The organism is Pseudomonas sp. P135 (assembly GCF_020312125.1).
Classification (GTDB): Bacteria; Pseudomonadota; Gammaproteobacteria; order Pseudomonadales; family Pseudomonadaceae; genus Aquipseudomonas; species Aquipseudomonas fragariae.
The window spans coordinates 88,867-111,739 of the sequence record NZ_JAGPYR010000004.1 but is presented as its reverse complement, the minus strand read 5'-3'; the positions used below and the strand labels follow the sequence as shown (position 1 = coordinate 111,739).

Sequence of the window (22,873 nt, the reverse complement as noted above, 5' to 3'; positions counted from 1 at the left end):
CACGCATTGCATCAGTTTTTCCGACGGCTGTGGGTTTTGCCAACAGCCTTGTGTCATGATGCTCCCACCGCAGGTAAGCCGCCCTTCTTATATATGAATAGATCCTCCGCGTTGTTCCTTGCTCTCGCCTTTCTGGGTGGCTGTCAGTCCATGACTCCCGCCTCGTCACAGCCTGTGCCCGCTCAAAAGGACGCCCCGCCCGCGCCTGAAGCCAAGCCGCAGGTCTATGGTTCGTTCACTCAGGACACCCTGGTCAGCCTGTTGAGTGCGGAGCTGGCTGGCCAGCGCAACCGCTTCGACATCGCCCTGGACAACTATGTGACCCAGGCGATCAAGACTCAGGATCCGGGGGTCTCGGAGCGCGCTTATCAGATCGCTGAGTACATGGGTGCCGATCAATCGGCGCTGGATACCGCACTGATCTGGGCGAGGAACGCGCCGGGAAATCTTGAAGCGCAACGAGCTGCCGCCATTCAACTGGCGCGCGCCGGGCGTTACGACGATTCCCTTGTGTACATGGAGAGAGTCCTGCAAGGCCAGGGCGACACGCACTTCGATTTTCTGGCCCTGTCGGCGGCCGAAACAGATCCGGACACCCGCAATGGTCTGCTCAAGAGCTTTGACCGACTGCTGGGCAAATACCCGAACAACGGCCAGCTGATTTTCGGCAAGGCGCTGTTGCTGCAGCAGAACGGCGATTCCGAACAATCGCTGAAACTGCTTGAAGACAACCCGCCGAAAGAAGGTGAAATCGCGCCGATCCTGCTGCACGCCCGCCTGCTGCAAAGCATGAATCGAGGCAAGGAAGCGGTGCCCCTGCTGGAAAAAAGCATCAAGAAATACCCCGACGACAAGCGCCTGCGCCTGACCTATGCGCGCATGCTCGTCGAGCAGAACCGCATGGAAGACGCCAAAGTGCAGTTTTCCGCACTCTTGCAGCAGTATCCGGATGACGACGAGCTGCGCTTTTCGCTGGCCCTGGTGTGCCTTGAAGCCAAGGCCTGGGACGAAGCCGCGGGTTATCTGGAAGAGCTGATCGCCCGTGGCGCGCATGTCGATTCGGCGCATTTGAATCTGGGCCGCATCCACGAAGAGCGTGATGACCCGCAAAGCGCGCTCAACGAATACGCTCAGGTCGGTCCCGGCCCGGACTTCCTGGCGGCGCAATTGCGCCAGGCCGATATTCTGATCAGCAACGGTAACGGTGCCGAAGCCGCCAAACGGCTGTCCGAAGCGCGCGCCGAAGAGCCCGATTATGCAATCCAGCTGTACCTGATCGAAGCCGAAACCCTGACCAGCAATGATCAACTGGACCGTGGCTGGCAGGTGCTGAATCAGGCGCTCAAGCAATACCCGGACGACGCCAACCTGCTGTACACCCGCGCCATGCTGGCTGAAAAACGCAATGATCTGGCGCAGATGGAAAAAGACCTGCGCACCATCATCAAGCGCGAACCGGAAAACGCCATGGCGCTGAATGCGCTGGGCTACACCCTTTCCGATCGCACGACGCGTTATAGCGAGGCACGCGACCTGATCGAAAAAGCCCACAAGATCAGTCCCGACGATCCGGCAGTGCTCGACAGCCTTGGCTGGGTGAACTACCGCCTGGGCAATCTGGACGATGCCGAGCGCTACCTGCGTCAGGCACTCGAACGCTTCCCCGACCACGAAGTGGCCGCCCACCTGGGCGAAGTACTCTGGGCCAAGGGCGAGCAGCGCGAAGCCAAAAAAGTCTGGGCCAAGGCCCTTGAACAACAACCCGACAGCACCGTCCTGCGCAGCACATTGCGACGCTTGACCGGATCAGAGACCCTTTGACGTTATGTTTTTGCGCCACGTAATCGTATTCAGCCTCATCGCCCTGCTCACCGGCTGCGCCGGCCTCACCTCCCGCGAAGCCGTTCAGGGCAAGGGTGACCCCGCGCAATGGCGCGAGCACAAACAGCAACTGAGCAGCCTCGATGGCTGGCAGATCAATGGCAAGGTCGGTATCCGCGCGCCGAAAGACTCCGGCAGCGGTACCCTGTTCTGGCTGCAGCGCCAGGATTACTACGACATCCGCCTGTCCGGCCCGCTCGGTCGTGGTGCAGCGCGGCTGACCGGCAGGCCCGGCGCCGTGGTGCTCGAAGTTGCCAATCAGGGCCGCTACGAAGCCACCTCGCCAGAATCACTGCTGCAGGATCAACTGGGCTGGAAACTGCCCGTGTCGCACCTTGTATGGTGGGTACGCGGTCTGCCGGCACCGGACAGCAAAAGCAACGTGACACTCGATGGCGACAGCCGGCTGGCCAGCCTTGAACAGGATGGCTGGCAGGTGGAATACCTCAGCTACGTCGAGCAGAACGGCTATTGGCTGCCGGAACGCGTCAAGCTGCACGGGCAGGACCTGGATGTCACGCTGGTCATCAAGGACTGGCAGCCTCGCAAACTGGGGCAATGACCATGAGCACGCCACAACTGGTTTTGCCTGCCCCGGCAAAACTCAATCTCATGCTGCACATTCTCGGACGTCGTCCTGACGGTTATCACGAACTGCAGACGCTGTTTCAGTTTCTCGATTACGGCGACGAACTGGGTTTTGCCGTTCGCGAGGACGGCGAGATTCACCTGCAGACCGACGTTCCCGGTGTCCCGCATGACAGTAACCTGATCGTCAAAGCCGCCCGTGCCCTGCAACAACAGTCCGGTTGCACACTGGGCATGGACATCTGGCTGGAAAAACGCCTGCCCATGGGTGGCGGTATCGGCGGCGGCAGCTCGGATGCAGCGACCACCCTGCTGGCCCTGAATCATTTATGGCAGCTCGGCTGGGATGAGGATCGTCTGGCGCAACTGGGGCTGACACTGGGCGCCGATGTACCGGTTTTCGTACGTGGACATGCTGCTTTTGCTGAGGGCGTCGGCGAAATTCTCACCCCGGTGGACCCGGAAGAACCCTGGTATTTGGTGCTCGTCCCGCAAGTATCTGTAAGTACAGCAGAAATTTTTTCAGATCCGTTGTTGACACGCGACACGCCGCCCATTAAAGTGCGCCCCGTTCCCAAGGGAAACAGTCGAAATGACTGTAAGGCGGTTGTAGAGAGGCGTTACCCAGAAGTACGTAACGCTTTGAATTTGTTAGGTAAATTTACCGAAGCAAAATTAACCGGAACTGGAAGTTGTGTGTTTGGGGCCTTCCCAAACAAAGCTGAAGCTGATAAAGTCTCGGCCCTTCTTACAGAGACCCTTACGGGGTTCGTAGCGAAAGGAAGCAACATCTCGATGTTGCATCGCAAGCTGCAAATTCTGTAGCAGGAATTGAGTGTCAGGCACTCGATTGATTCAATACAGGGGCGTCGCCAAGCGGTAAGGCAGCAGGTTTTGATCCTGCCATGCGTTGGTTCGAATCCAGCCGCCCCTGCCATTTTCTATACTCATCCAGGTTACCCTCAGCCTCTAGGTACTGCGCGTGTCCAAGATGATGGTCTTTACGGGGAATGCCAACCCCGATCTCGCTCGGCGTGTAGTACGTCAGCTGCATATCCCACTGGGTGATGTTTCTGTTGGAAAATTCTCCGACGGCGAAATCAGCACTGAGATTAATGAAAACGTCCGCGGTAAAGACGTCTTTATCATTCAGCCGACCTGCGCACCCACGAACGACAACCTGATGGAACTCGTCGTGATGGCTGATGCCTTCCGTCGCTCCTCAGCGTCCCGAATCACTGCTGTGATTCCCTACTTTGGTTATGCCCGCCAGGATCGCCGTCCGCGCTCCGCACGTGTTGCCATCAGCGCAAAAGTTGTCGCTGATATGCTGACCGTAGTGGGAATCGACCGTGTGCTCACGGTTGATCTGCATGCTGACCAGATTCAGGGCTTCTTCGACATTCCGGTAGATAACATCTACGGCTCCCCCGTTCTGGTGGATGACATCGAAGATCAGCGCTTTGAAAACCTGATGATCGTTTCCCCGGATATCGGCGGTGTCGTGCGTGCACGTGCTGTCGCCAAATCCCTGGGTGTCGATCTCGGTATCATCGACAAACGCCGTGAGAAAGCCAATCACTCCGAAGTGATGCATATCATTGGTGATGTCGAAGGGCGTACCTGCATTCTGGTCGATGACATGGTCGATACCGCCGGCACGCTGTGCCACGCGGCCAAGGCCCTGAAAGAGCATGGTGCTGCCAAGGTCTTCGCCTACTGCACACACCCTGTGCTGTCGGGTCGGGCGATCGAAAACATTGAAAATTCCGTGCTGGACGAACTGGTGGTGACCAACACCATCCCGTTGTCCGCCGCCGCTCAAGCCTGTGGCCGTATCCGTCAACTGGATATTGCCCCGGTAGTCGCCGAAGCGGTTCGCCGCATCAGCAACGAAGAATCGATCAGCGCGATGTTCCGTTAACTGACATCACGCAGACGAAAAGCGCCCCGCCCTGACATCCGGTCAGGGCGGGGCTTTTTTGCCCATACCATCCGAGCGCTGGTCGCAAACGCAACGGTGGATGTGGTTAATTTGGAGATACAACATGAACGAATTTACCCTGAATGCAGAACAGCGTTCCGACCTGGGGAAAGGTGCGAGCCGCCGCCTGCGTCGTCTCGCTAGCCTGGTTCCAGCTGTCGTCTACGGTGGCGACAAAGCCCCCGAGTCCATCAGCATGCTGGCCAAGGAAGTTGCCAAACTGCTGGAAAACGATGCGGCCTACAGCCACATCATCGAGCTGAACGTTGGTGGCAAGAAGCAAAACGTCATCATCAAGGCGCTGCAACGTCACCCGGCCAAAGGCCACGTGATGCACGCTGACTTCGTGCGCGTTATTGCCGGCCAGAAGCTGACCGCAATCGTGCCGATCCACTTCCTGAACGAAGAAGCTCCGGTCAAGAAAGGCGGCGAGATCTCGCACACTACCACTGAACTGGAAGTGACCTGCCTGCCGAAAGACCTGCCTGAGTTCATCGAAGTCGATCTGGGCGCGCTGGAAGTAGGTGACAACGTTCACCTGTCCGAACTGAAAGCCCCTAAAGGCGTTGAGTTCGTCGCTTTGGCACACGGTACTGACCTGGCAATCGCCAACGTCCACGCACCGCGTATCGTCAAAGACGAAGAAGAAGGTGAAGCTGAAGAAGGCGCTGCCGAGTAATTCATTACTTGGTAACGTCGGAGTTGCTCAGGAGACATCGCGAGCGATAGCAGGCAAAGCGGGCGAGATCGCTGAGTTTACATCATGGTAAATGAGCAGTTTTCGTCCACATTGCCGCTGTCGTCAGCGGTTCAACCCTCAACTCCAAAGGAAGAGCCCCTGTCGTGACCGCCATACAACTGATCGTGGGCTTGGGAAATCCAGGCGCCGAATACGAACAGACCCGGCATAACGCAGGGGCTTTTTTTGTTGAGCGTATTGCTGCGGCGCAACGAGTTAACCTCGTTCCCGAGCGCAAATTCTTTGGCCTGACCGGGCGCTTCACGCACCAGGGTCAGGATGTTCGTCTGCTGATTCCCACCACTTACATGAACCGCAGCGGCCAGGCTGTCGCGGCACTCGCGGGCTTTTATCGCATCCCGGTCGAGTCGATTCTGGTGGCGCATGACGAACTGGACCTGCCTCCGGGCGTTGCCAAACTCAAAGTGGGTGGCGGCCATGGCGGTCATAACGGGCTGCGCGACATCATTGCGCAGCTCGGCAACCAGAACACATTCCATCGCTTGCGGCTTGGCATTGGCCACCCGGGCGATGCCAGCAAGGTATCCGGCTTTGTCCTGGGTCGAGCGCCACGCGCCGAACAGGAAAAACTGGACGCCAGTATCGACTTTGCCCTCGGCGTGCTGCCGGATATCTTCGCCGGTGAATGGAACCGGGCGATGAAAAACCTGCACAGCCAGAAGGCCTGACATCACTCGAGGGGAAACACCATGGGATTCAATTGCGGCATCGTCGGCCTGCCTAACGTCGGCAAGTCCACCCTGTTCAACGCCCTGACCAAATCTGGTATCGCGGCCGAGAACTTCCCCTTCTGCACCATCGAGCCGAACAGCGGTATCGTGCCGATGCCCGACCCGCGTCTGGCGGCCCTGGCTGCCATCGTCAACCCGAAACGCATCCTGCCGACCACCATGGAGTTCGTCGACATCGCCGGCCTCGTGGCAGGCGCTTCGAAGGGCGAAGGCCTGGGCAACAAGTTTCTCGCCAACATCCGCGAGACCGATGCCATTGCTCACGTGGTGCGCTGCTTTGAAGACGAGAACGTGATTCACGTTTCCAACAGCGTCGACCCCAAGCGCGACATCGAGATCATCGATCTGGAACTGATCTTCGCCGACCTCGACAGCTGCGAGAAGCAACTGCAAAAGGTCACCCGCAACGCCAAGGGCGGCGACAAGGACGCAGTGGTCCAGAAAGGCCTGCTGGAACAGTTGATTGCACACTTCAGCGAAGGCAAGCCTGCACGCAGCCTGATGAAGAGCATGAGCAACGACGAGAAAGCCACCATCCGTGGCTTCCACCTGCTGACCACCAAGCCGGTCATGTACATCGCCAACGTCGCCGAAGACGGCTTCGAGAACAACCCGCTGCTGGACGTGGTCCGCGCCATCGCCGAAGAAGAAGGCGCAATGCTGGTGCCGGTCTGCAACAAGATCGAAGCCGAAATCGCCGAGCTTGATGACGGCGAAGAGAAGGACATGTTCCTCGAAGCCCTGGGCCTCGAAGAGCCCGGCCTGAACCGCGTGATCCGCGCTGGCTACGAAATGCTCCACCTGCAGACCTACTTCACCGCTGGCGTCGAAGAAGTCCGCGCCTGGACCGTCCGCGTCGGTGCCACCGCACCACAAGCCGCAGGCGTGATCCACACCGACTTCGAAAAAGGCTTCATCCGCGCCGAAGTGGTGGCGTATGACGACTTCATCCAGTTCAAGGGTGAGTCAGGTGCCAAGGAAGCCGGCAAGTGGCGTCTGGAAGGCAAGGAATACATCGTCAAGGACGGTGATGTGATGCATTTCCGGTTTAACGTCTGATTTGAGTATCCGGTTTCAGGGGCTTCCTGAAACACTTCGAACGGCACACCTCGATAAAACCGCGCCCTGGCGCGGTTTTGTCGTTTTGGAACTGCGCTCCTATGACAGCCACCGCGTAGCTTCCTTAGGTTATCGATCATCCCTCGGTCAGGGTACGTCATCACTCCAGGTCATTGCTGCTCTCTCGCAAGATGAGGTTCACGCCCTCCCCGGTCAGCACCTCACTTGGGGAGGTGTCACATCCCTGATGCTGTTTCCGGGTAACTTCATCGAATTGATTGGTATCGAGGATGCCTCTAATTCAGGCGGCAAACACACAAACAGAACAATCGGCCCTCCCTAACGAAAAACGCCCCGCAAACAGGTTTGCGGGGCGTTCGGACCAGCATGCAGCGGATGCCGGATTACTTCTTCAGACGCCCGTAACGGTCTTCAAAGCGCACGATGTCGTCTTCGCCCAGGTACGAGCCGGACTGCACTTCGATCAGCTCCAGCGGCACCTTGCCGGGGTTGGCCAGCGAGTGCTTGACGCCCAGCGGGATGTAAGTGGACTGATTCTCGGAAAGGATCAGTTCCTGATCGTCGCAGATAACTTTGGCGGTACCGGATACAACGATCCAGTGTTCGGCGCGGTGGTAGTGCATCTGCAGCGACAGGCACTCGCCGGGCAGTACGCTGATGCGCTTGACCTGATAACGCTCGCCGAGGTCGATCGTGTCGTAGTGGCCCCACGGGCGATTGACCAGTGGATGAGTGACGAACTCAGGGCGCTCTTCTGCCTGCAGACGCTTGACCACGTCCTTGACCTGCTGGCTGTTGTGCTTGTTGGCAACCAGAACGGCGTCCTTGGTTTCGATGACGATCAGGTCCTCGACGCCGACGGTGGCCACCAGTCGATGGTGCGACTGCACCAGGCAGTTGCGCGTGTCGATGGCCATCACGTCGCCTTCCAGGCGATTGACATTCTCGTCGTGCGGGCCCACGTCCCAGATCGCTGCCCAACTGCCCAGATCGTTCCAGCCTGCGTCCAAAGGTACGACCAGACCGAGATCGGTGTGCTCCATGACCGCGTAGTCCACTGACTCATCAGCGCACAAGGCAAACTTCTCGGACGAGACGTGCAGGAAGTAGCTGTCGGCATCGGAGTCAGCCAAGGCTACGCGGCATGCAGACAAGATGTCGGAGCGATGCTTTTTCAGCTCAGCCAGGAACACCGAGGCACGGAACATGAACATACCGCTGTTCCACAGGTAAGCACCCGAGGACAGGTATTCGGCAGCCATTTCCGGCGAAGGCTTCTCCTTGAACGCCTCGATCGCGAAGCCACCCTGAGCAATGGATTCACCACAGTGGATGTAGCCAAAACCGGTTTCAGCGTGAGTCGGGGTGATACCGAACGTCACCAGACGACCCGCCTCAGCGTGCACCTGAGCAACCGTTACCGCTTGTCGGAAAGCGTCTTCATCATGAATATGATGGTCGGCAGCCAGTACCAGCAGGATCGGGTCAGTTCCATCAGCCGTTGCTTCAAGCGCAGCCAGAGCGATGGCCGGCGCAGTGTTGCGGGCGAGCGGCTCGAGGATGACACGACGGCTACCCATCTTCGCTACACGCAGCTGCTCGGCGACGATAAAGCGGTGATTTTCGTTGCTCACAACAACCGCAGGCGCGTGCTCAAGGCCTTTCAGGCGAGCCAGTGTGCGTTGAAACATGGTTCCCTGATCCTGGCCATCAAGGGCAAGAAACTGCTTCGGGAAACTCTGCCGCGACAAAGGCCATAACCGCGAACCACTACCGCCAGCCAGGATTACAGGGGTGAACATAGACGCTCCATTCTTGGGCCACGAAGGCGTGGCAAAGGCCCATTATCCGGGTGCTCTGGCTGCTATGCAACATGAAGGCCACTACAATATGCCTACCATTCAGTAACTCCGTCGCCGCAACTGCTCTCCACCCCGTGCGGGCCAAGCCGCCCCATGTTAGTCTTCGCGCCCGATTCCGCGCCCGATTCCGCATATCCGCCACACGCAAGCGTAATACGCTGCCTTGGTACACCATTGAGAAGTGATGTAATTGATCGACATTGAGAACGACAGAACATGGATATAGGCTTGAGTTGTACGGTCTGGGCGAAAGGCGAACGTGCCGGGCATCTGGACGGTATCGGCATATATTCCAGAGCGCTTTGGCACAGCCTGACCAAGCTGAGTCAGGCTGACGATATCCACGTCAAACCTTACGCTTTCGGCAAGCAACTACCAGTCCTGGCCTGTGGTCAACCGCAACAGTTGTCCAGCGACTACCGTATTCATGCCGTGCTCAGTGGCGTCCTAAAACTGCCATTGGGTAGCTCAGCAAGCATCGCCAAAGACGTTCAGCTGTTCCATGCCACGGATCACCATGTCCCACGAATCAAAGGCGTACCTGTCGTGGCCACGATCATGGACATGATTCCGATATTACACCCGGAATGGATCAAGCAAGACCTCAAGCGCCTGAAAAGCTGGCTGTTCACAACCAGCATTAAACGTGCCGATCACATCATCACCATCTCCGAATACAGCAAGCAGGACATGATTAGCCACCTGGGCATTGCGCCAGAGCGCATCAGCGTCACGCCCCTGGGCGTGGACCCTGTGTATTTCGAGCGCGTCGGCGCCGCCGAGCGCAACAGGGTGCTGGACACGTATGGCCTCAAACCGGGCTTCTTTCTGGTAGTAGGCACCCTGCAACCCCGCAAGAACCTGCAACGTGTGCTTGAAGCCTTCCAGCAACTGCCAGCACTGGTACGCAAAGAGCATCCGCTGGTGATTGTCGGCCGCAACGGCTGGAGTAACGACGAACTGCTCCCGCAGCTTGAGGCATTGCAGCAACGTGGCGAAGGTCGCTGGCTGAGTTATCTGCCACAAAATAAGGTGCTAGCGCTGCTGCAAAGTGCCGGAGCGCTGGTGTTTGCTTCGCTGTACGAGGGGTTCGGCCTGCCAGCCATCGAGGCGTTCGCGGCCCAGTGCCCGCTGATCGCGTCCAACAATTCTTCACTGCCGGAAGTGACAGGCAATGCCGCCTGGGCTGTCGACCCGCACAGTGCAGAAAGCATCAGCACTGCAATGCTCGCCGTCCTGGAACAGCCTGAAGAACGTGAGCGCAAGGTTCAGTCAGGGCTGGGGCGTGCGCGTCATTTCAGTTGGGATGCCTGTGCGCAGAGCACGCTGGATATCTACCGCAAGGTGCTGGCGACTCATCGCTAGAAGAGACGCCGGGCACAAGCCTGAAGCGCGCCGCAGGTGCTATCGGGGCGTCTTTTTCAAGGCCGAGTCCGCAGCCTTCTCGACTGCCGGATTGGTACCACCCAGCCAGACATTGACGCTGTCGACACTTTCCTGTGGCGGACGGCCTGCCCATCGATTGAGGATGAACAGGTTGGTGATGAAGTCGTACTGCGCCCTGAGCAGGTCACGTCGCGCCTTGAACTCGTTCTGCACGCTGGTCAGCACATCGACCGCGTTCACAACGCCATAGGAGAAGGCTTTCTGCGCCGCAATACTCGATTGCTCTGCCGATGCCAGCGCGTTCTTGTTGGCGCGGATCTTCTCGACACTGGAAAACGCCGTCAGGTAGGCGTTGGTGGTTTCCTTGACCACCTGACGGCGCACGCTTTCCACGTCCTGTTCGGTAGCCAGTTGCTCGTTGTACAGCCCACGCACTCGCGCAGAGGTCGAGCCACCGCTGTAAATCGGCACGCGCACCCCGATTGTCGCCACATAGCTGTCGCTGCGCGGTGACAGGGTGTTGTCGTAGCCCACGTCACTTTGCTGGGCACCCAGGGTGAAGGTCAGGGTCGGATAATGCCCGCCCTTGCCTTCACGTACCGCTGCGTTGGCAACGTCGAGGCTGCTTTCACGCGCCTTGAGCAACGGGTTGCTATCGATGGCCTGGGCCACCCAGGTGTCCATTGATTTGGACGGCGCCTGCAGCGCAATGTCGTTTCTGATGCGGCTCAAAGGCTCGGTGATCGGCCGACCGACAATTTCAGAGAGTGCAGCACGGCTGAGCCTGATCTGGTTACGGGCATCAACCTCCTGCGCGGCCAGCAAATCGACACGCGCTTTCAGATCCAGCAGATCAGTGACCACGGCCATCTTTTTGTCGTACATCGCACTGACCCGATCCAGGCTCTTTTGCGTCGCCCGGCGCTCGGCCATGATCAGCTCGAGTTCATCGTCGGCAGACAGCGCCTGGAAGTACCGTTTGGCCAGATCAACCGTGGCCTCAGCCTGGGCATCTTCGGCCTGATGCCCCTTCTGCTCCGTCGTGCTCTTGGCCTTCTGGTAGGCTTCCCAAGCCTGCTTGTTGTACAGGTACTGAGTCAGGTTGAGCGAATAGCTGGAGTTGTTATAGATCTCGCGTTGCGTGTCGTCCTTGCGCAGGATCCGGTTGTAACTGCCGTTCGCAGTTACTTGCGGCAACAGCCCGCCGAACGCATCGCGCTCGCTGTCGACTGCCGACTGTGCACGCAGGTAGGCAGACAGCATGCGCGGGTCTTCCAGACGAGCCTCGCGATACAGCTTCATCAGATCCACGGAGTATGCCGAAGCGCTGGTCACCTGGGGTGCAGCGGGCTGCGTGGGGTCTGCATGGACCTGAATGCTGGCCAACCCGAGGGAAAGAAACACAGGAACGAAGCGCAGCACGGTCATTCCTCGATCATCGATTTGATAAATACATTGGACGCCGGCTTCAACAGGTATTGAAGCATGGTCCGTTCACCAGCATTGATCAGCACTTCAGCGGGCATGCCCGGCTGCAACTTGCGGTCGCCAAGACGCTTCATGCCTTTCTCGGTCAGTTTTACCCGAACCAGGTAATACGGCTCACCGGCATCGTCTTTCAAACGGTCAGCGGAGATACGCGTCACCTCACCCTCGATGACAGGGGTGGTAGCACTGTTGAAGGCGCTGAAGTGAACGTCTGTCAGCTTGCCGATGGAAATCCGGTCAATGTCCGTGATAGCCACATGAGCCTCAACGACCAGCTCGGAAGATTCCGGCACGATATCCAGCAAAGGCGTACCGGCGCTGACTACGCCGCCAACGGTATGAACTTTCATGTCCAGTACCATGCCGTCCTCAGGAGCCCGAATGACCACGCGAGACAGACGGTCCTGCAGCGCGTTAGCGGTCTCCTGCAAATCGAATACCTTGGCCTGTACATCGCTTAGTTCTTTCGCGACGTCAGAGCTGAAGTTTTTGTTCAACTGAATGATCTGCAGTTCAGTCTCGCTGATCTGTAGCTGAGTCTTGGTGATCGTGGACTCGTGATCGGCCACTTCGGACTTGAGCATGTCCAGCTTGCGCTCCTGCTCCAGCAAGCGTTGCTTGTCGACAAAGCCCTGAGACAGCAGATCCTTCAGTTCAGTGATTTCGCTGCTGTAGGATTTTTCGAGGCTGACCTTGGTGCGGATCATGTCTCGCAGACCACTGATCTGCTGCTTCAATTGCCCGATGCGTTCACGTTGCACCGATATCTCGGTCAGGCGCGAGTTTTTACGGGTGCTGAATACCTGTTGCTCACCTGCTATGGCCTCTTTAGCCCGCACACTGTCCGTACCAGTGATGGTCAGTGGCGGAATCGACGGCAGCTCGTCGCGCTCGGCGCGCAGTCGTGCCTCCCTGGCCTGGGTCGAAATCAGCTGATTACGGGTCGACTCGTATTGGGAGCGCAACTGCGAGTCGTCCAATACGATCAGCGGATCACCCTTATGCACGGTGTCCCCGTCACGGACAAGCAGTTCCTTGACGATCCCGCCTTCAAGATGTTGAACCGTCTTGCGATAACTCTGCACCATTACCAGACCCGAGCCGTACACCGCATTATCCAATGGGGCCAGCGCTGCCCAGGTACCGAACAGGCCGAAGGTGACCAGTACGATCGTCACACCGATCCGGCGAATCCCGCGATCAGAGGTGGGCATGTCATCCGCGTGCGTGTCGAGCGTGGATATTGTCTTAATGCTCATTCATGAATTCCTTTCACGCGCCAGGTTGCGCAGGGCCGACACCGGTGACTGCAGGAGCCACCCGTTGCTGAGCCTGCTGCGCTTTGGCCTGTTGCTGTGCCAGCTCGGCAATGACCTGATCACGCGCGCCGTACAGGGTGATGGTGCCGGCGCTCATGACCATTACCCGGTCAAGCCGCGACAGAATATTGGGACGGTGAGAAACGATAAACACCGTGGCCCCTGACTCCTTAATCAGTTGCAGGGCGACGCTAAGAGCGCGCTCGCCGACTTCATCGAGATTGGAGTTGGGCTCATCCAGCACAATCAACCGCGGGCTGCCATAGATAGCTCTGGCCAGACCGATGCGTTGCCGCTGTCCGCCAGACAGGTTGACGCCATCACTGCCGATCACGGTGTCGTAGCCGTCGGGCAGTTGCAGGATCATTTCATGCACACCTGCGGTGCGCGCCGCCAGAACGACTTTCTCGGGGTCAACCTTGGCAAATCGAGCGATGTTATCGCTGATGCTGCCCTCGAACAGTTCGATGTCCTGTGGCAGATAGCCCAAGTGCGGACCAAGCTTCTGTTTATCCCAAGCACTGATGTCGGCACCGTCCAGACGCACCGTACCGTGTTGTGCCGGCCAGATGCCCAACAGGGCTCTCACCAGGGTCGATTTGCCTGCTGCGCTCGGCCCGACAATACCCACAATGGTGCCAGCCGGCGTTACGAAACTGATGTTGCGAATAACCGGGTTCTTGCCACCCGGCGGTGTGACTACCAGGTTTTCGACCTGAATATGCCCTTCGGGATCAGGCAAAGCCATGCGATCCGGTTCGTTATGCAGCTTTTCAAGCGTTTCACTCAGGCGAGTGTACTGAACGCGCGCAGCCACAAAACCTTTCCAAGTGCCGATAATCTGATCGACCGGAGAAAGCGCGCGTCCCAATAGCAATGAGCCTGCCATCATCAAGCCAGGATTCATTTGGTGAGTTATGACCAAATACGCCCCCAGCGCCAGCATGATTGACTGCGCCCAGTTTCTGAAGGTCTTTGAGATGGAGGTAACAATACCGCCCTTGTCGCTGGCATCCGACTGCAACACCAGGACTCTGCGCTGACGAACACCCCAACGAGCCATTAGAGTATCGAGCATCCCCATGGACTCGATGACTTCAGCGTTACGGAGGTTTTTGGTAGTCACCAGATTCGCAACCATGCTCTGCTGATTGGCTTCGGTCAACGCCTTACCAGTGAACCGGTGGTTCAGATAGGCAAGTATTATCAGCACGATTGCAGAACCGACCGTCATCCATCCGAACCATGGATGAAACAGGAACATCACGGCGGTATAAATGGGCAGCCAGGGAGCATCAAAAAATGCGAAAAGGCCATTGCCGGTAAGGAATTGGCGCAACGAAGTAAGATCGTTTAGCGATTGTGCCGACGCATCCATACCGCCACTTCTCAGCGCTTTCCTGAAACTGGCTCGATAGACGTCACGACTTAGAAGGACATCCAGCCTGTTACTGATACGAACCATGATTCGGGAACGAACCCACTCCAGCGCCCCCATAGTGATCATCAGTACGGTCAGGATCAAGGTCAGCATGAGCAAGGTCGGGACGCTGCTACTGGGCACCACGCGTCCGGATATCTGAATCATGTATAGGGTGGGGACCAGCATCAAGGCGTTTACAAACAGGCTGAAGAAACCGACTGAGATAAAGCTGCCTTTGCAAGCTTTGAGGGCCAACTGCAAATTATTTTCGTGTGAACGACTCATAGAATCCGTACTGATGAGAGATCGGTGAACGCGCGGCAGTGTAGCACCTGCTTTTGAAGCAACGCAGCATTAAGGCGCCATCAAAATACGCAAAAGGCAGCCAGATACAAGTGAAGGTTTCCTGGACGTCAAGGTTCGTCCGCATCACCCACACGGCGCCAGATACTTGCACAAACTTTGAACGTTTATTTTTTGATCTTACAGTGCAAATAAAAGTGTGCAATGCAAAAACTGTCATATACGCATGAGTGCAGTAAGAAGCTAGGGATATGGTCTAGATAGAGTTTCATGGGCAAAAGGCTGAGGCCGCTAGGCGTGTCCCGCTAAAATCTGACCGATTAAACACTTCCACTACAGCGGATTGTAGGACGATAACACCTGTTGACTTCAACTTTTTACCCATGGACGAACGTGAGCCTGCACGTCAGCACAGAAACATCCCGAATCAATCCGGCCGGACGTGGGCAAACCATAAAAAGCCTATGGCTTTCGGCCACCCACCGCCCCAGCAGGGCCGTTCTTGAGCGAAATATGAGTGTAAGAAATTCCCCACATTAGCTGCCGAAAATTCACCTTATTCAAATTGACTTTTCCTACCAAAGGACTACTCTCGCAGTCTGGCTAGCACACGGCCATTAACCCTATGTAGCGGTACCCGAGCAGCTTACTGTCAGGCCTCTATCAGGATTGAAGGTGTAGCCGCTCAGGATAAGAAGGAAGCTTGTTGGGTGCAGTCTCCAGAACTTGATGGATTAAAGATCAGCTCTCGCGTGACGCTGCTCGAGCCAGGAATGTACATATTCCGTTATGCCTCGCAGCCACCCGCGGACAAGCCTGTGTGCATCGCACTGCAGCAAGCCCCCCTTGGTAAAGGCTCCATCGATTTCTTTCCAGCCGAAGGTGTCAGCAAGAACATGCTGACCCGGCTTGGCGATACCATCGTTGCTCGCGTCAAGGGCGGGATCACCACGGTTCTGATCACCGAATACCATATGTTCGACGCAGTCATCGACCCTATCGACTTGCGCATCGACCGAATCGACACCTCCACCGCCATCATGCGCAATTTCACGATCGCTGCGACTGCCGAACCGAGCGCGGCGATCTCGTCGACTCTAACGCCGGTCGCGCTGAAACTGGTCGCGCATCTGCAAGGCGAAGGTGATGTGGTGTCTACGGAAGGCTGGGCCGGCGAACCTGACGGCACACGGCGCCTTGAAGGGTTCTCCATACTGTGGGGCGACAGGCCGGCAGGCGTGGACCTGGTTTATACCTCGACCGTTGCAGGCTCCGGCCCAAGCCCAAATGTCGCTACGGGGGCCTTCACCGGTACCCGTGGCAAGTCCTTGTCTCTGGTTTCAGCAGGTTTCAGCCTGGTCGGACCCAATCAGCATTTTTACGAATTGTCTGGCCACCTTGTCTTTCGCGGCGCTGCACCGCAGGTCATTGTCGCCAACCAGATGATGTACGGCCCCACAGGCACAGAGCCCCTGGTGGCGTTACACATTTGCATCGCACCCGCTACGAAGATGAACGCTGCCCGCTATAAGTCTCCGTGGGAAAACTCTGCATTGACGCAGAAAATTAGCAGCACAGGCCAGATGGCCTGAAGTAACAGGAATTTCCCATGCAATACGATTCCCCGGTAACTACAACTCAGTTCAACACATTTCTGTCGGCTACCACGCTGACTGACAGCACCACTGCTGCCATCAGTAGTCTTCTGGCTCTCAACACTGCAACCACCGTAGACCTGGCTAGCTGGGATGGCGTAAGCGCTCTTCAGATTCCTACCGGCCAAACCGGCACTACTGACGTGATCACCGGCACTGTCGCTGGTGTACGTGGCGATCTGGTCACCCTGAATGTTACTGCTGAAGTAGCTGCTGCCAAGGCAATCATTCTGGACAGCCAGGCTAACCTGAACGTAAACATCACTCCGACCATCGCTACTGATGCTGCTGCCGACGTTTCGTCGCAGGCTCGTGTTGCCGTTTCGGCTGATGCCTCCGCTACCACTCAGTTCCTGCTGACCACTGGTACGGGCGATGACGTAATCATCGTCAATGGCAATCAGAATAACTACATCGACGCTGGCGCCGGCAACGACACCATCATCACTGGCAACGGTAACAACACTGTTATCGCTGGCGTGGGCAACAACAACATCATCACCGGTAGCGGCAACGACACCATCGTTCTGAGTGGTGTTAACCACGCAGACGTCGTCAATGCAGGCGCAGGCTACGACGTTGTTCAGCTGGACGGTTCGGTTTCTAACTATACCTTCACCGCTGGCAACAACTTCAACGTCAACCTGACCGGCGCACAAACTGCATCGATTACTGGTGCTGAGTTCCTGACCTTCGTCAACACTACTACCAGCGCTGTTGAAACTGTTGTTCTGGCACAGAACGATACAGAAGCTACAGCTCTGCGCATGTTCGAAGGCATTCTGGGTCGTGACGCAGATCTGGGTGGCGCTCAAGCGTTCGCTGGCCTGGCGAATTCCGGTGCATCGTTGACCGACATCGCCAATAGCTTCCTGAACTCCTCCGAGTTCGCAGATACTTCCTCGGCGGCTCCTATCAGTAGCTTGTACACCGAACTGCTGGGCCGTGCGGCAGACGCTGGTGGACTTGCCAACTGGCAAGCAGTGGTAGCTAACGGCGGCACTCTGGCTGACGTTGCAGCAGGCCTCGCCGTTTCCACCGAAGCGCAAGCTCTCGACCAGTCGAACGGCGACTTCGTCCGTGACCTGTACACCGCAGCACTGGGTCGCGATGCCAATCAGGATCAGGGTGGTCTGAGCAATTGGGTATCCCAACTGTTCAACGGCACCAGCCGTGCTGAAGTGGCTCAGGGCATCGCTGGTTCGCAGGAAGCTGCAACCAAGGCAGATAGCGATTTCATTAACAATCTGTACCTGACCGCTACCGGTCGCGCCGCTGATGCAGGCGGTAAGGCTGCATGGAGCGACTTACTGGCCAACGGCGGCACCCACGCTGATGTTGCTATCGGTATCGTAGGTTCTCCAGAAGCAGTAGCACATAACGACAACGTTATCGTGCTGCACGGCGCGGTGTAACTAGCCCTGTCGTTGTAACAAATACGCCCGGCCGCAAGGCCGGGTCGTATGCAAAAAGGGGCGACTTTCGGGTCGCCCCTCTTTTATTTTTAAAGTGAACACGCCAGCTTATGTCCATACACCTCGACCGTGGGCGAGAAACGCTCATGGATATGTTTCATCGCCTCCGCCAGGCCGATGAGCACGACCTTGCCGCTGTGGCACTCGAGTGTGCGCTGCAGACCCCTGAATACCGTCCGGAAGCACTGGTCTGGAAAGGTATCGAGGCCCTGTCGCAAGACCCAAAGCTTGCCTTTATTTATTTGCTCAACGCCGCGCACGCGTTTCCTTTACGTGCGGACATTCACGCCCTGCTCGGGCGCAGCATCATTGCCCAGGGTCAGCCGTTACTGGCCAACCGTTACATGAGCAATGCCTGGCAAAAGCTGCCTGCCGACGCTTCGCTACGCATGATGCTCTGGCAGGCACGCAGCCTGTCGGAAACACCTGAAGACTTGCGCCGTATCGTTCTGGCGCACCTCCCTGATATTACCGCTGCCAACGAGCTTGTCCTGGTACTCAAACTGCTGGCTGCGCAGACTGGATTGCCAGGCACGCTCGGCGTGGTCCGTTACCTGCCTGATGTGCAGGAGATCCACGGCTGGGCAATCGACGTGCACAACGTGCAGACGCCTGTTTCGTTGCAACTGGAAGCCAACGGTCACTTGATCAGCATGGTTGCCAGCGCCGCGCACCCGTTACTGACTGCGGCAGGATTGCCTGCGACTCACGGCGGTATTCGCATCAAGGTGCCCAACGCCACCCCTTCCGTGCATGTGCGCTTCGATAACGGCACTGCGCTGCTGGGCAGCCCGCTGTCAGCAATGCCGACTTTCATTGCTCCGCCCGCGGCGTCGAAGGTTGGCGACAAGCAGCCGGTGGATGTACTCATCCCTGTTTACGACGGGCTGGAAGAAACCCTCGAGTGCATCAACAGTGCGCTGGAAGCGCGCAAACGCAATCGCACACCTCATCGCCTGGTGGTGATCGAAGACGCAACGCCGGTCCCCGCGCTGCGTAAAGCCCTCAAGGTTCTCGCAGGCAAAGGCAAGATTACCCTGGTACAAAACCCTATCAACCTGGGCTTCATCCGCAGCATGAACCGGGCGATGGCTTTGAGCCCGAAGCAGGATGTGGTCTGGTTGAATGCCGACACCCGTGTGCAGGGTGATTGGCTGGACCGGCTGCGTACGACTGCCTATGCCGACGAAACCATCGCCTCGGTTACCCCGTTCACCAATAACGGTGAGCTGATGAGTTTTCCTGAAAGCCGTTTCAGCCATCCGATGCCCAGCGCAGCAGAACAGGCCCGCCTGGACGATCTGGCGCGACTGACTGACAGTCCGGCCATGGAGCTTGAAACCGGCTGCGGCTTTTGCCTGTACATCAAACGCAGCGCTCTGGACAGTGTGGGTTATCTGGATGAAGTCGAACTGCTGCGTGGCTATGGTGAGGAAACTGACTGGTGCCTGAGAGCGCGCGGCCTGGGTTGGCGTCATGTGGGCGCGCCCAATGTGTTCGTTGCGCATCAGGGCGGCATTTCGTTCGGCGCCGAAAAGGCGCTGCGGGTGGCGCACAATAACGCCATCCTCAAGCGTCGCTACCCTGACGCTTCATCGCGCTATGAAAACTTCTGCCTGCGCGACCCCATCAGGCCCGCTCGTCAGGCCCTGCAACGCGCGCGCCTTGCGCAATTGGCCGAGCAGTTGTCGACACCGGCATTACGGCAGCTGCATATCGCCAACATCGCAGCGTCGCAAGCGCCTTTAAGCCTCACCTGGCGCAACAAGGGCCAGCATGCGCAGGCAACGCTGCAGGCCAACGTGCTGCCGCTGGCGTTCAGCCTTGATTACGAACTGCCTGCCGACACTGAGCAACTGTTGCACGACCTGCGCAGCCTGCCACTGGACGAACTGATCTATCAGAACCTCGCCAATTGCCCTGCAGCGCTCTGCGCATTGGCCGAGCAACTTGATAAACCTTACCGAATCGTATGCCGCGATGACGCGTTGCTCACGCCAGACAGCCGATTCGACTGGCCGCATTTCGCTCAAAAGGCGCAGAGCATCGAGTTGCCGTGGCATGCCCTGCGCGAGCGTTACGCCGCCGCTCTGCCCCAGGCCGATATTCTGATCCGCTCAGCCCCTCAGGCGCTGTCGAACAACGATTCCGTTCCAACCACCCTGCTGATTGCCGACGGCCTTTCAGACCCTGACATTGCCAAACAGTGGCTGGAACTGGGCAGACGCATCACACACGAAAACCAATCTCTGGTATTGCTCGTTGCAGAGGACGGCCCGTGGGTCAAACCCTTGCTCGCCACTGGCGCAATTCATGCATTGCCCATTGCGCAAGGCTTGAGCCAGGCCGACTGCATTCTGCTTGCCGGATGCACCGCCGCATTGAGCCTGGAGCGCAGCCCGGGTGCATCCTGGCGCGCTGCGGACCTGGCCGTCGAACTAGGTCTGCCGCTGTACGCCATGCCAGGGCCGCTCGCCCAGGAAGCCGGAGCATTACCGATCAACACACTGCTTACTTCATTGAGTCGGACATGATCTCAGAACACCCACAGGTTAACTCCGACCCGACCGCTCAGCCCCCCGGCAATACCCGCTTCAATGGTGCCATCACCGGCCTGTATGGCGATGTGCTGCAAGGCTGGGCGCTCGATACCCTGCACGTGGATGAACGCCTGGTTGTCGAGGTCTACGTCGACGGCGCCTGCGTTTCACTGGTGCGGGCCGACCAGTTTCATCCCCGCGCCGGTGCGGATGATCCATTCCATGGCTTTGGTGTACAGCTACGCCAAGGCTGGCTGGATAATGCAAAGCACATCAGCGCCCGGGTGGCCAACAGTGACTGCTGGCTTGCGGGCGACCTGCAATTACCGACCACGCCCAGCGCAGAGCCGGCGCCCATCGCGTCTCAGGTCTGGCACAGCGGTGGCCTGCGGCTCGGCGGCTGGTCTTGGGACCCGGATGCACCGCAGCGGCATGTGCACATCACCGTGCGTGAAGGCAGTCGGGTACTGGGTCAAACTACGTGCAATGTTCATCAACAGGCGCTGGTCTATCGCGCCACCAGCGATCACGGTTTCAGTTTTGATCTGCCCTGGGAACTGGCCGATGGCAAGCCACATACGCTGGACATCGAAAATGATCTCGGCCATACGCTATCCGGCAGCCCGATAAACCTGTGCTGCTGGCACGACGGGCTGGAAGGTCTGCTCAAGCAGCATGAGCGCGCGCCCACCGAGCAAAATCTGGCATTGCTGACCCGGATTGCAGCGGACCAGGCAATGCGCCTGCCGAAAAGCGCAGGCTTTCATCATTACTCCGAGTGGTTTGAACGCTTCCGTCCTGCTGCGCCAAAAGACGATCAACTGCAGCAATGCAGGATCGGTTTGCTGTTGATCAGTGACGGCGACAGCACGCTCGAAGCCATCAGCCTCGCGAGCATGAACAGCCAGCGAACAGCGCCTCATCAGTTGGTCAAAGCAGACGCCGCTGACCTGCTGCCCGCACTCAAGCAGTTACTTGAAGCAGGCTGCGACGCAGTGGTCCCGCTGATGGCCGGCGATCATCTGGGAATGCACGCACTTGAACACTTGAGTACCCTGCTCGACAATGGCTGTGCGTGGGGTTATGCCGATTGTGATCGCGATGGTCCGCAAGGCGAGCGCAGCCTGCCGTGGTTGAAACCGGTATGGGACATCGACCTGTTTATGGGGGCCGATATCTTCACCCCAGGGGCGATCTTCAGTACTGCAATCATCGATAAGGCCCTGGCCCTGATACCCGCCACTGATGGCCAGCGAACTCTTGATTGGCACCAGTTGAGCGCGGCCATCGCCTTGGTCACCGAGACCAGCCAGGCCGTCGTCGCGCATTTGCCGCACGTGCTTTATCACCGCAGCCATCTAGCAGCCGCCAGCCCGGAGCAAGCCGAACCTTCTGCGCAACGCCTGCAATCGATTGCCTGGCTGAGCGAGAGACTTGCATCAGGTGCCATCGTCACGCAGTTACCGGAATTCCCGGCGCTGTTGCGTACGCAGTGGCCCTTGCCGGCCACCCTGCCGCGCGTCAGCCTGATCGTTCCAACCCGCGACCAACTCGGGTTGCTGCGCACCTGTATCGAAGGCCTGCTGACCGCGACTGATTATCCTGACCTGGAAATCATCGTTGTCGACAACCAGTCCAGTGACCCGCAAACCCTGGTTTATCTGCAACAGCTGTCTGAGCGCGGCGTGAAGGTTCTGCCCTACCCTCACCCTTTCAATTACTCGGCCATCAACAATTACGCCGCCACCCACGCCTCCGGTGAACTGATCGGGCTGGTCAACAACGACATCGAAATCATAGCGGCCGACTGGTTAAAGGAAATGGTCAGCCAGCTGCTGCGCCCGAACGTCGGCGCAGTGGGAGCCAAACTGCTTTGGCCCAACCGCATGGTGCAGCACGGCGGCGTGGTGGTAGGAGTCAATGGACTGGCCGCGCACACTGGCAACCACCTGGAACAACGCGACCCCGGCTACCTGGGCATGAATCAGATCACCAGACGCCAAAGCGCAGTTACGGCGGCATGCCTGCTGTTGCGCAAATCAGTCTTCAATGTTTTGCACGGCCTGGATGAACAGGCTTTCCCGGTGGCCTTCAATGACGTGGATCTGTGCCTGCGTATTCGACAACAAGGCTTGAACATCATATGGACGCCAGTTGCCGAACTCATTCACGCTGAATCGGCCAGTCGCGGCAAAGACCTGACTCCGGAAAAGCGAGCCCGTGGTCAACGCGAACAACAAGGCTTTATCGAACGCTGGTCCCAATCAGGTCAAAGCGATCCGTACTATCATCCGGCGCTGAGTCTGGATTATTTGAGTGGGCCTTATGGGGGATTGGCGATTCCGCCAAGACATAGGCAGTTGCGACGCGTAGGCACTTAACTCAAGAGATCTTATGA

The 22,873-nt window shown here is 57.8% G+C and carries 16 protein-coding genes and 1 tRNA gene; 13 read left to right on the top strand and 4 right to left on the bottom strand.

The genetic code is table 11. The features are described 5' to 3' along the window. Positions 1-93: 93 nt before the first annotated feature. From KBY08_RS07420 to ychF, 8 genes are all read left to right on the top strand, one after another. The gene (locus tag KBY08_RS07420; protein ID WP_111522466.1) at positions 94-1,821 is read left to right on the top strand and encodes a tetratricopeptide repeat protein; all 1,728 of its coding nucleotides are present in this window, start codon (positions 94-96) and stop codon (positions 1,819-1,821) included. 4 nt (positions 1,822-1,825) lie between these two features. Then, on the top strand, positions 1,826-2,443 hold the full coding sequence (gene lolB, locus KBY08_RS07415; RefSeq protein WP_003365627.1) for a lipoprotein insertase outer membrane protein LolB: 618 nt from the start codon (positions 1,826-1,828) through the stop codon (positions 2,441-2,443). A 2-nt stretch (positions 2,444-2,445) separates the two neighbouring features. Beyond that, on the top strand, positions 2,446-3,294 hold the full coding sequence (gene ispE / locus KBY08_RS07410) for a 4-(cytidine 5'-diphospho)-2-C-methyl-D-erythritol kinase (protein ID WP_111522465.1): 849 nt from the start codon (positions 2,446-2,448) through the stop codon (positions 3,292-3,294). A 37-nt stretch (positions 3,295-3,331) separates the two neighbouring features. Then, positions 3,332-3,406: transfer RNA gene (locus tag KBY08_RS07405), tRNA-Gln, on the top strand. Positions 3,407-3,451: 45 nt separating this feature from the next. Next, complete coding sequence (locus KBY08_RS07400; protein WP_003317125.1) at positions 3,452-4,393, top strand: ribose-phosphate pyrophosphokinase; 942 nt, start codon at positions 3,452-3,454, stop codon at positions 4,391-4,393. A 124-nt stretch (positions 4,394-4,517) separates the two neighbouring features. Beyond that, the gene (locus tag KBY08_RS07395; RefSeq protein WP_003317126.1) at positions 4,518-5,132 is read left to right on the top strand and encodes a 50S ribosomal protein L25/general stress protein Ctc; all 615 of its coding nucleotides are present in this window, start codon (positions 4,518-4,520) and stop codon (positions 5,130-5,132) included. A gap of 164 nt (positions 5,133-5,296) precedes the next feature. After that, on the top strand, positions 5,297-5,881 hold the full coding sequence (gene pth, locus KBY08_RS07390; protein WP_003317127.1) for an aminoacyl-tRNA hydrolase: 585 nt from the start codon (positions 5,297-5,299) through the stop codon (positions 5,879-5,881). Positions 5,882-5,902: 21 nt separating this feature from the next. Next, entirely contained in the window at positions 5,903-7,003 is a 1,101-nt protein-coding gene (gene ychF, locus KBY08_RS07385) for a redox-regulated ATPase YchF (RefSeq protein ID WP_003404927.1), read from the top strand. Positions 7,004-7,407: 404 nt separating this feature from the next. Here ychF and KBY08_RS07375 read toward each other — a convergent pair whose 3' ends face one another. After that, positions 7,408-8,826 carry a mannose-1-phosphate guanylyltransferase/mannose-6-phosphate isomerase gene (locus KBY08_RS07375; RefSeq protein ID WP_225651100.1) on the bottom strand — a complete coding sequence of 473 codons (1,419 nt, stop codon included), beginning with the start codon at positions 8,824-8,826 and terminating at the stop codon, positions 7,408-7,410. A 276-nt stretch (positions 8,827-9,102) separates the two neighbouring features. On the opposite strand from KBY08_RS07375, the gene KBY08_RS07370 reads away from it, so the two are divergent. Beyond that, the gene (locus KBY08_RS07370; protein ID WP_111522463.1) at positions 9,103-10,251 is read left to right on the top strand and encodes a glycosyltransferase family 4 protein; all 1,149 of its coding nucleotides are present in this window, start codon (positions 9,103-9,105) and stop codon (positions 10,249-10,251) included. Between the two features lie 39 nt (positions 10,252-10,290). Here KBY08_RS07370 and KBY08_RS07365 read toward each other — a convergent pair whose 3' ends face one another. The 3 genes from KBY08_RS07365 to KBY08_RS07355 are packed head-to-tail and all read right to left on the bottom strand — an operon-like array spanning position 10,291 to position 14,787. Beyond that, positions 10,291-11,700 carry a TolC family outer membrane protein gene (locus tag KBY08_RS07365; protein WP_011266725.1) on the bottom strand — a complete coding sequence of 470 codons (1,410 nt, stop codon included), beginning with the start codon at positions 11,698-11,700 and terminating at the stop codon, positions 10,291-10,293. Then, positions 11,697-13,019: an HlyD family type I secretion periplasmic adaptor subunit gene (locus tag KBY08_RS07360; protein WP_011266724.1), complete on the bottom strand. Its 1,323-nt coding sequence runs from the start codon at positions 13,017-13,019 to the stop codon at positions 11,697-11,699. The genes KBY08_RS07365 and KBY08_RS07360 overlap by 4 nt, the downstream gene beginning before the upstream one ends. Positions 13,020-13,032: 13 nt before the next feature. Further along, a complete protein-coding gene (locus tag KBY08_RS07355) occupies positions 13,033-14,787 on the bottom strand; it encodes a type I secretion system permease/ATPase (protein ID WP_111522462.1) in 1,755 nt (584 codons plus the stop codon). 791 nt (positions 14,788-15,578) lie between these two features. Here KBY08_RS07355 and KBY08_RS07350 point away from each other — a divergent pair. The 4 genes from KBY08_RS07350 to KBY08_RS07335 all read left to right on the top strand — a co-directional run bounded on the left by KBY08_RS07350 (position 15,579) and on the right by KBY08_RS07335 (position 22,856). After that, positions 15,579-16,397: a hypothetical protein gene (locus tag KBY08_RS07350; RefSeq protein ID WP_162885025.1), complete on the top strand. Its 819-nt coding sequence runs from the start codon at positions 15,579-15,581 to the stop codon at positions 16,395-16,397. 17 nt (positions 16,398-16,414) lie between these two features. Next, positions 16,415-17,875, top strand: coding sequence for a DUF4214 domain-containing protein (locus KBY08_RS07345; RefSeq protein WP_103359616.1), 1,461 nt, complete (start codon positions 16,415-16,417; stop codon positions 17,873-17,875). A 146-nt stretch (positions 17,876-18,021) separates the two neighbouring features. Further along, positions 18,022-20,469, top strand: coding sequence for a glycosyltransferase family 2 protein (locus KBY08_RS07340; RefSeq protein WP_225651099.1), 2,448 nt, complete (start codon positions 18,022-18,024; stop codon positions 20,467-20,469). Beyond that, the gene (locus KBY08_RS07335; protein ID WP_111522459.1) at positions 20,466-22,856 is read left to right on the top strand and encodes a glycosyltransferase family 2 protein; all 2,391 of its coding nucleotides are present in this window, start codon (positions 20,466-20,468) and stop codon (positions 22,854-22,856) included. The genes KBY08_RS07340 and KBY08_RS07335 overlap by 4 nt, the downstream gene beginning before the upstream one ends. Positions 22,857-22,873 lie beyond the last annotated feature (17 nt).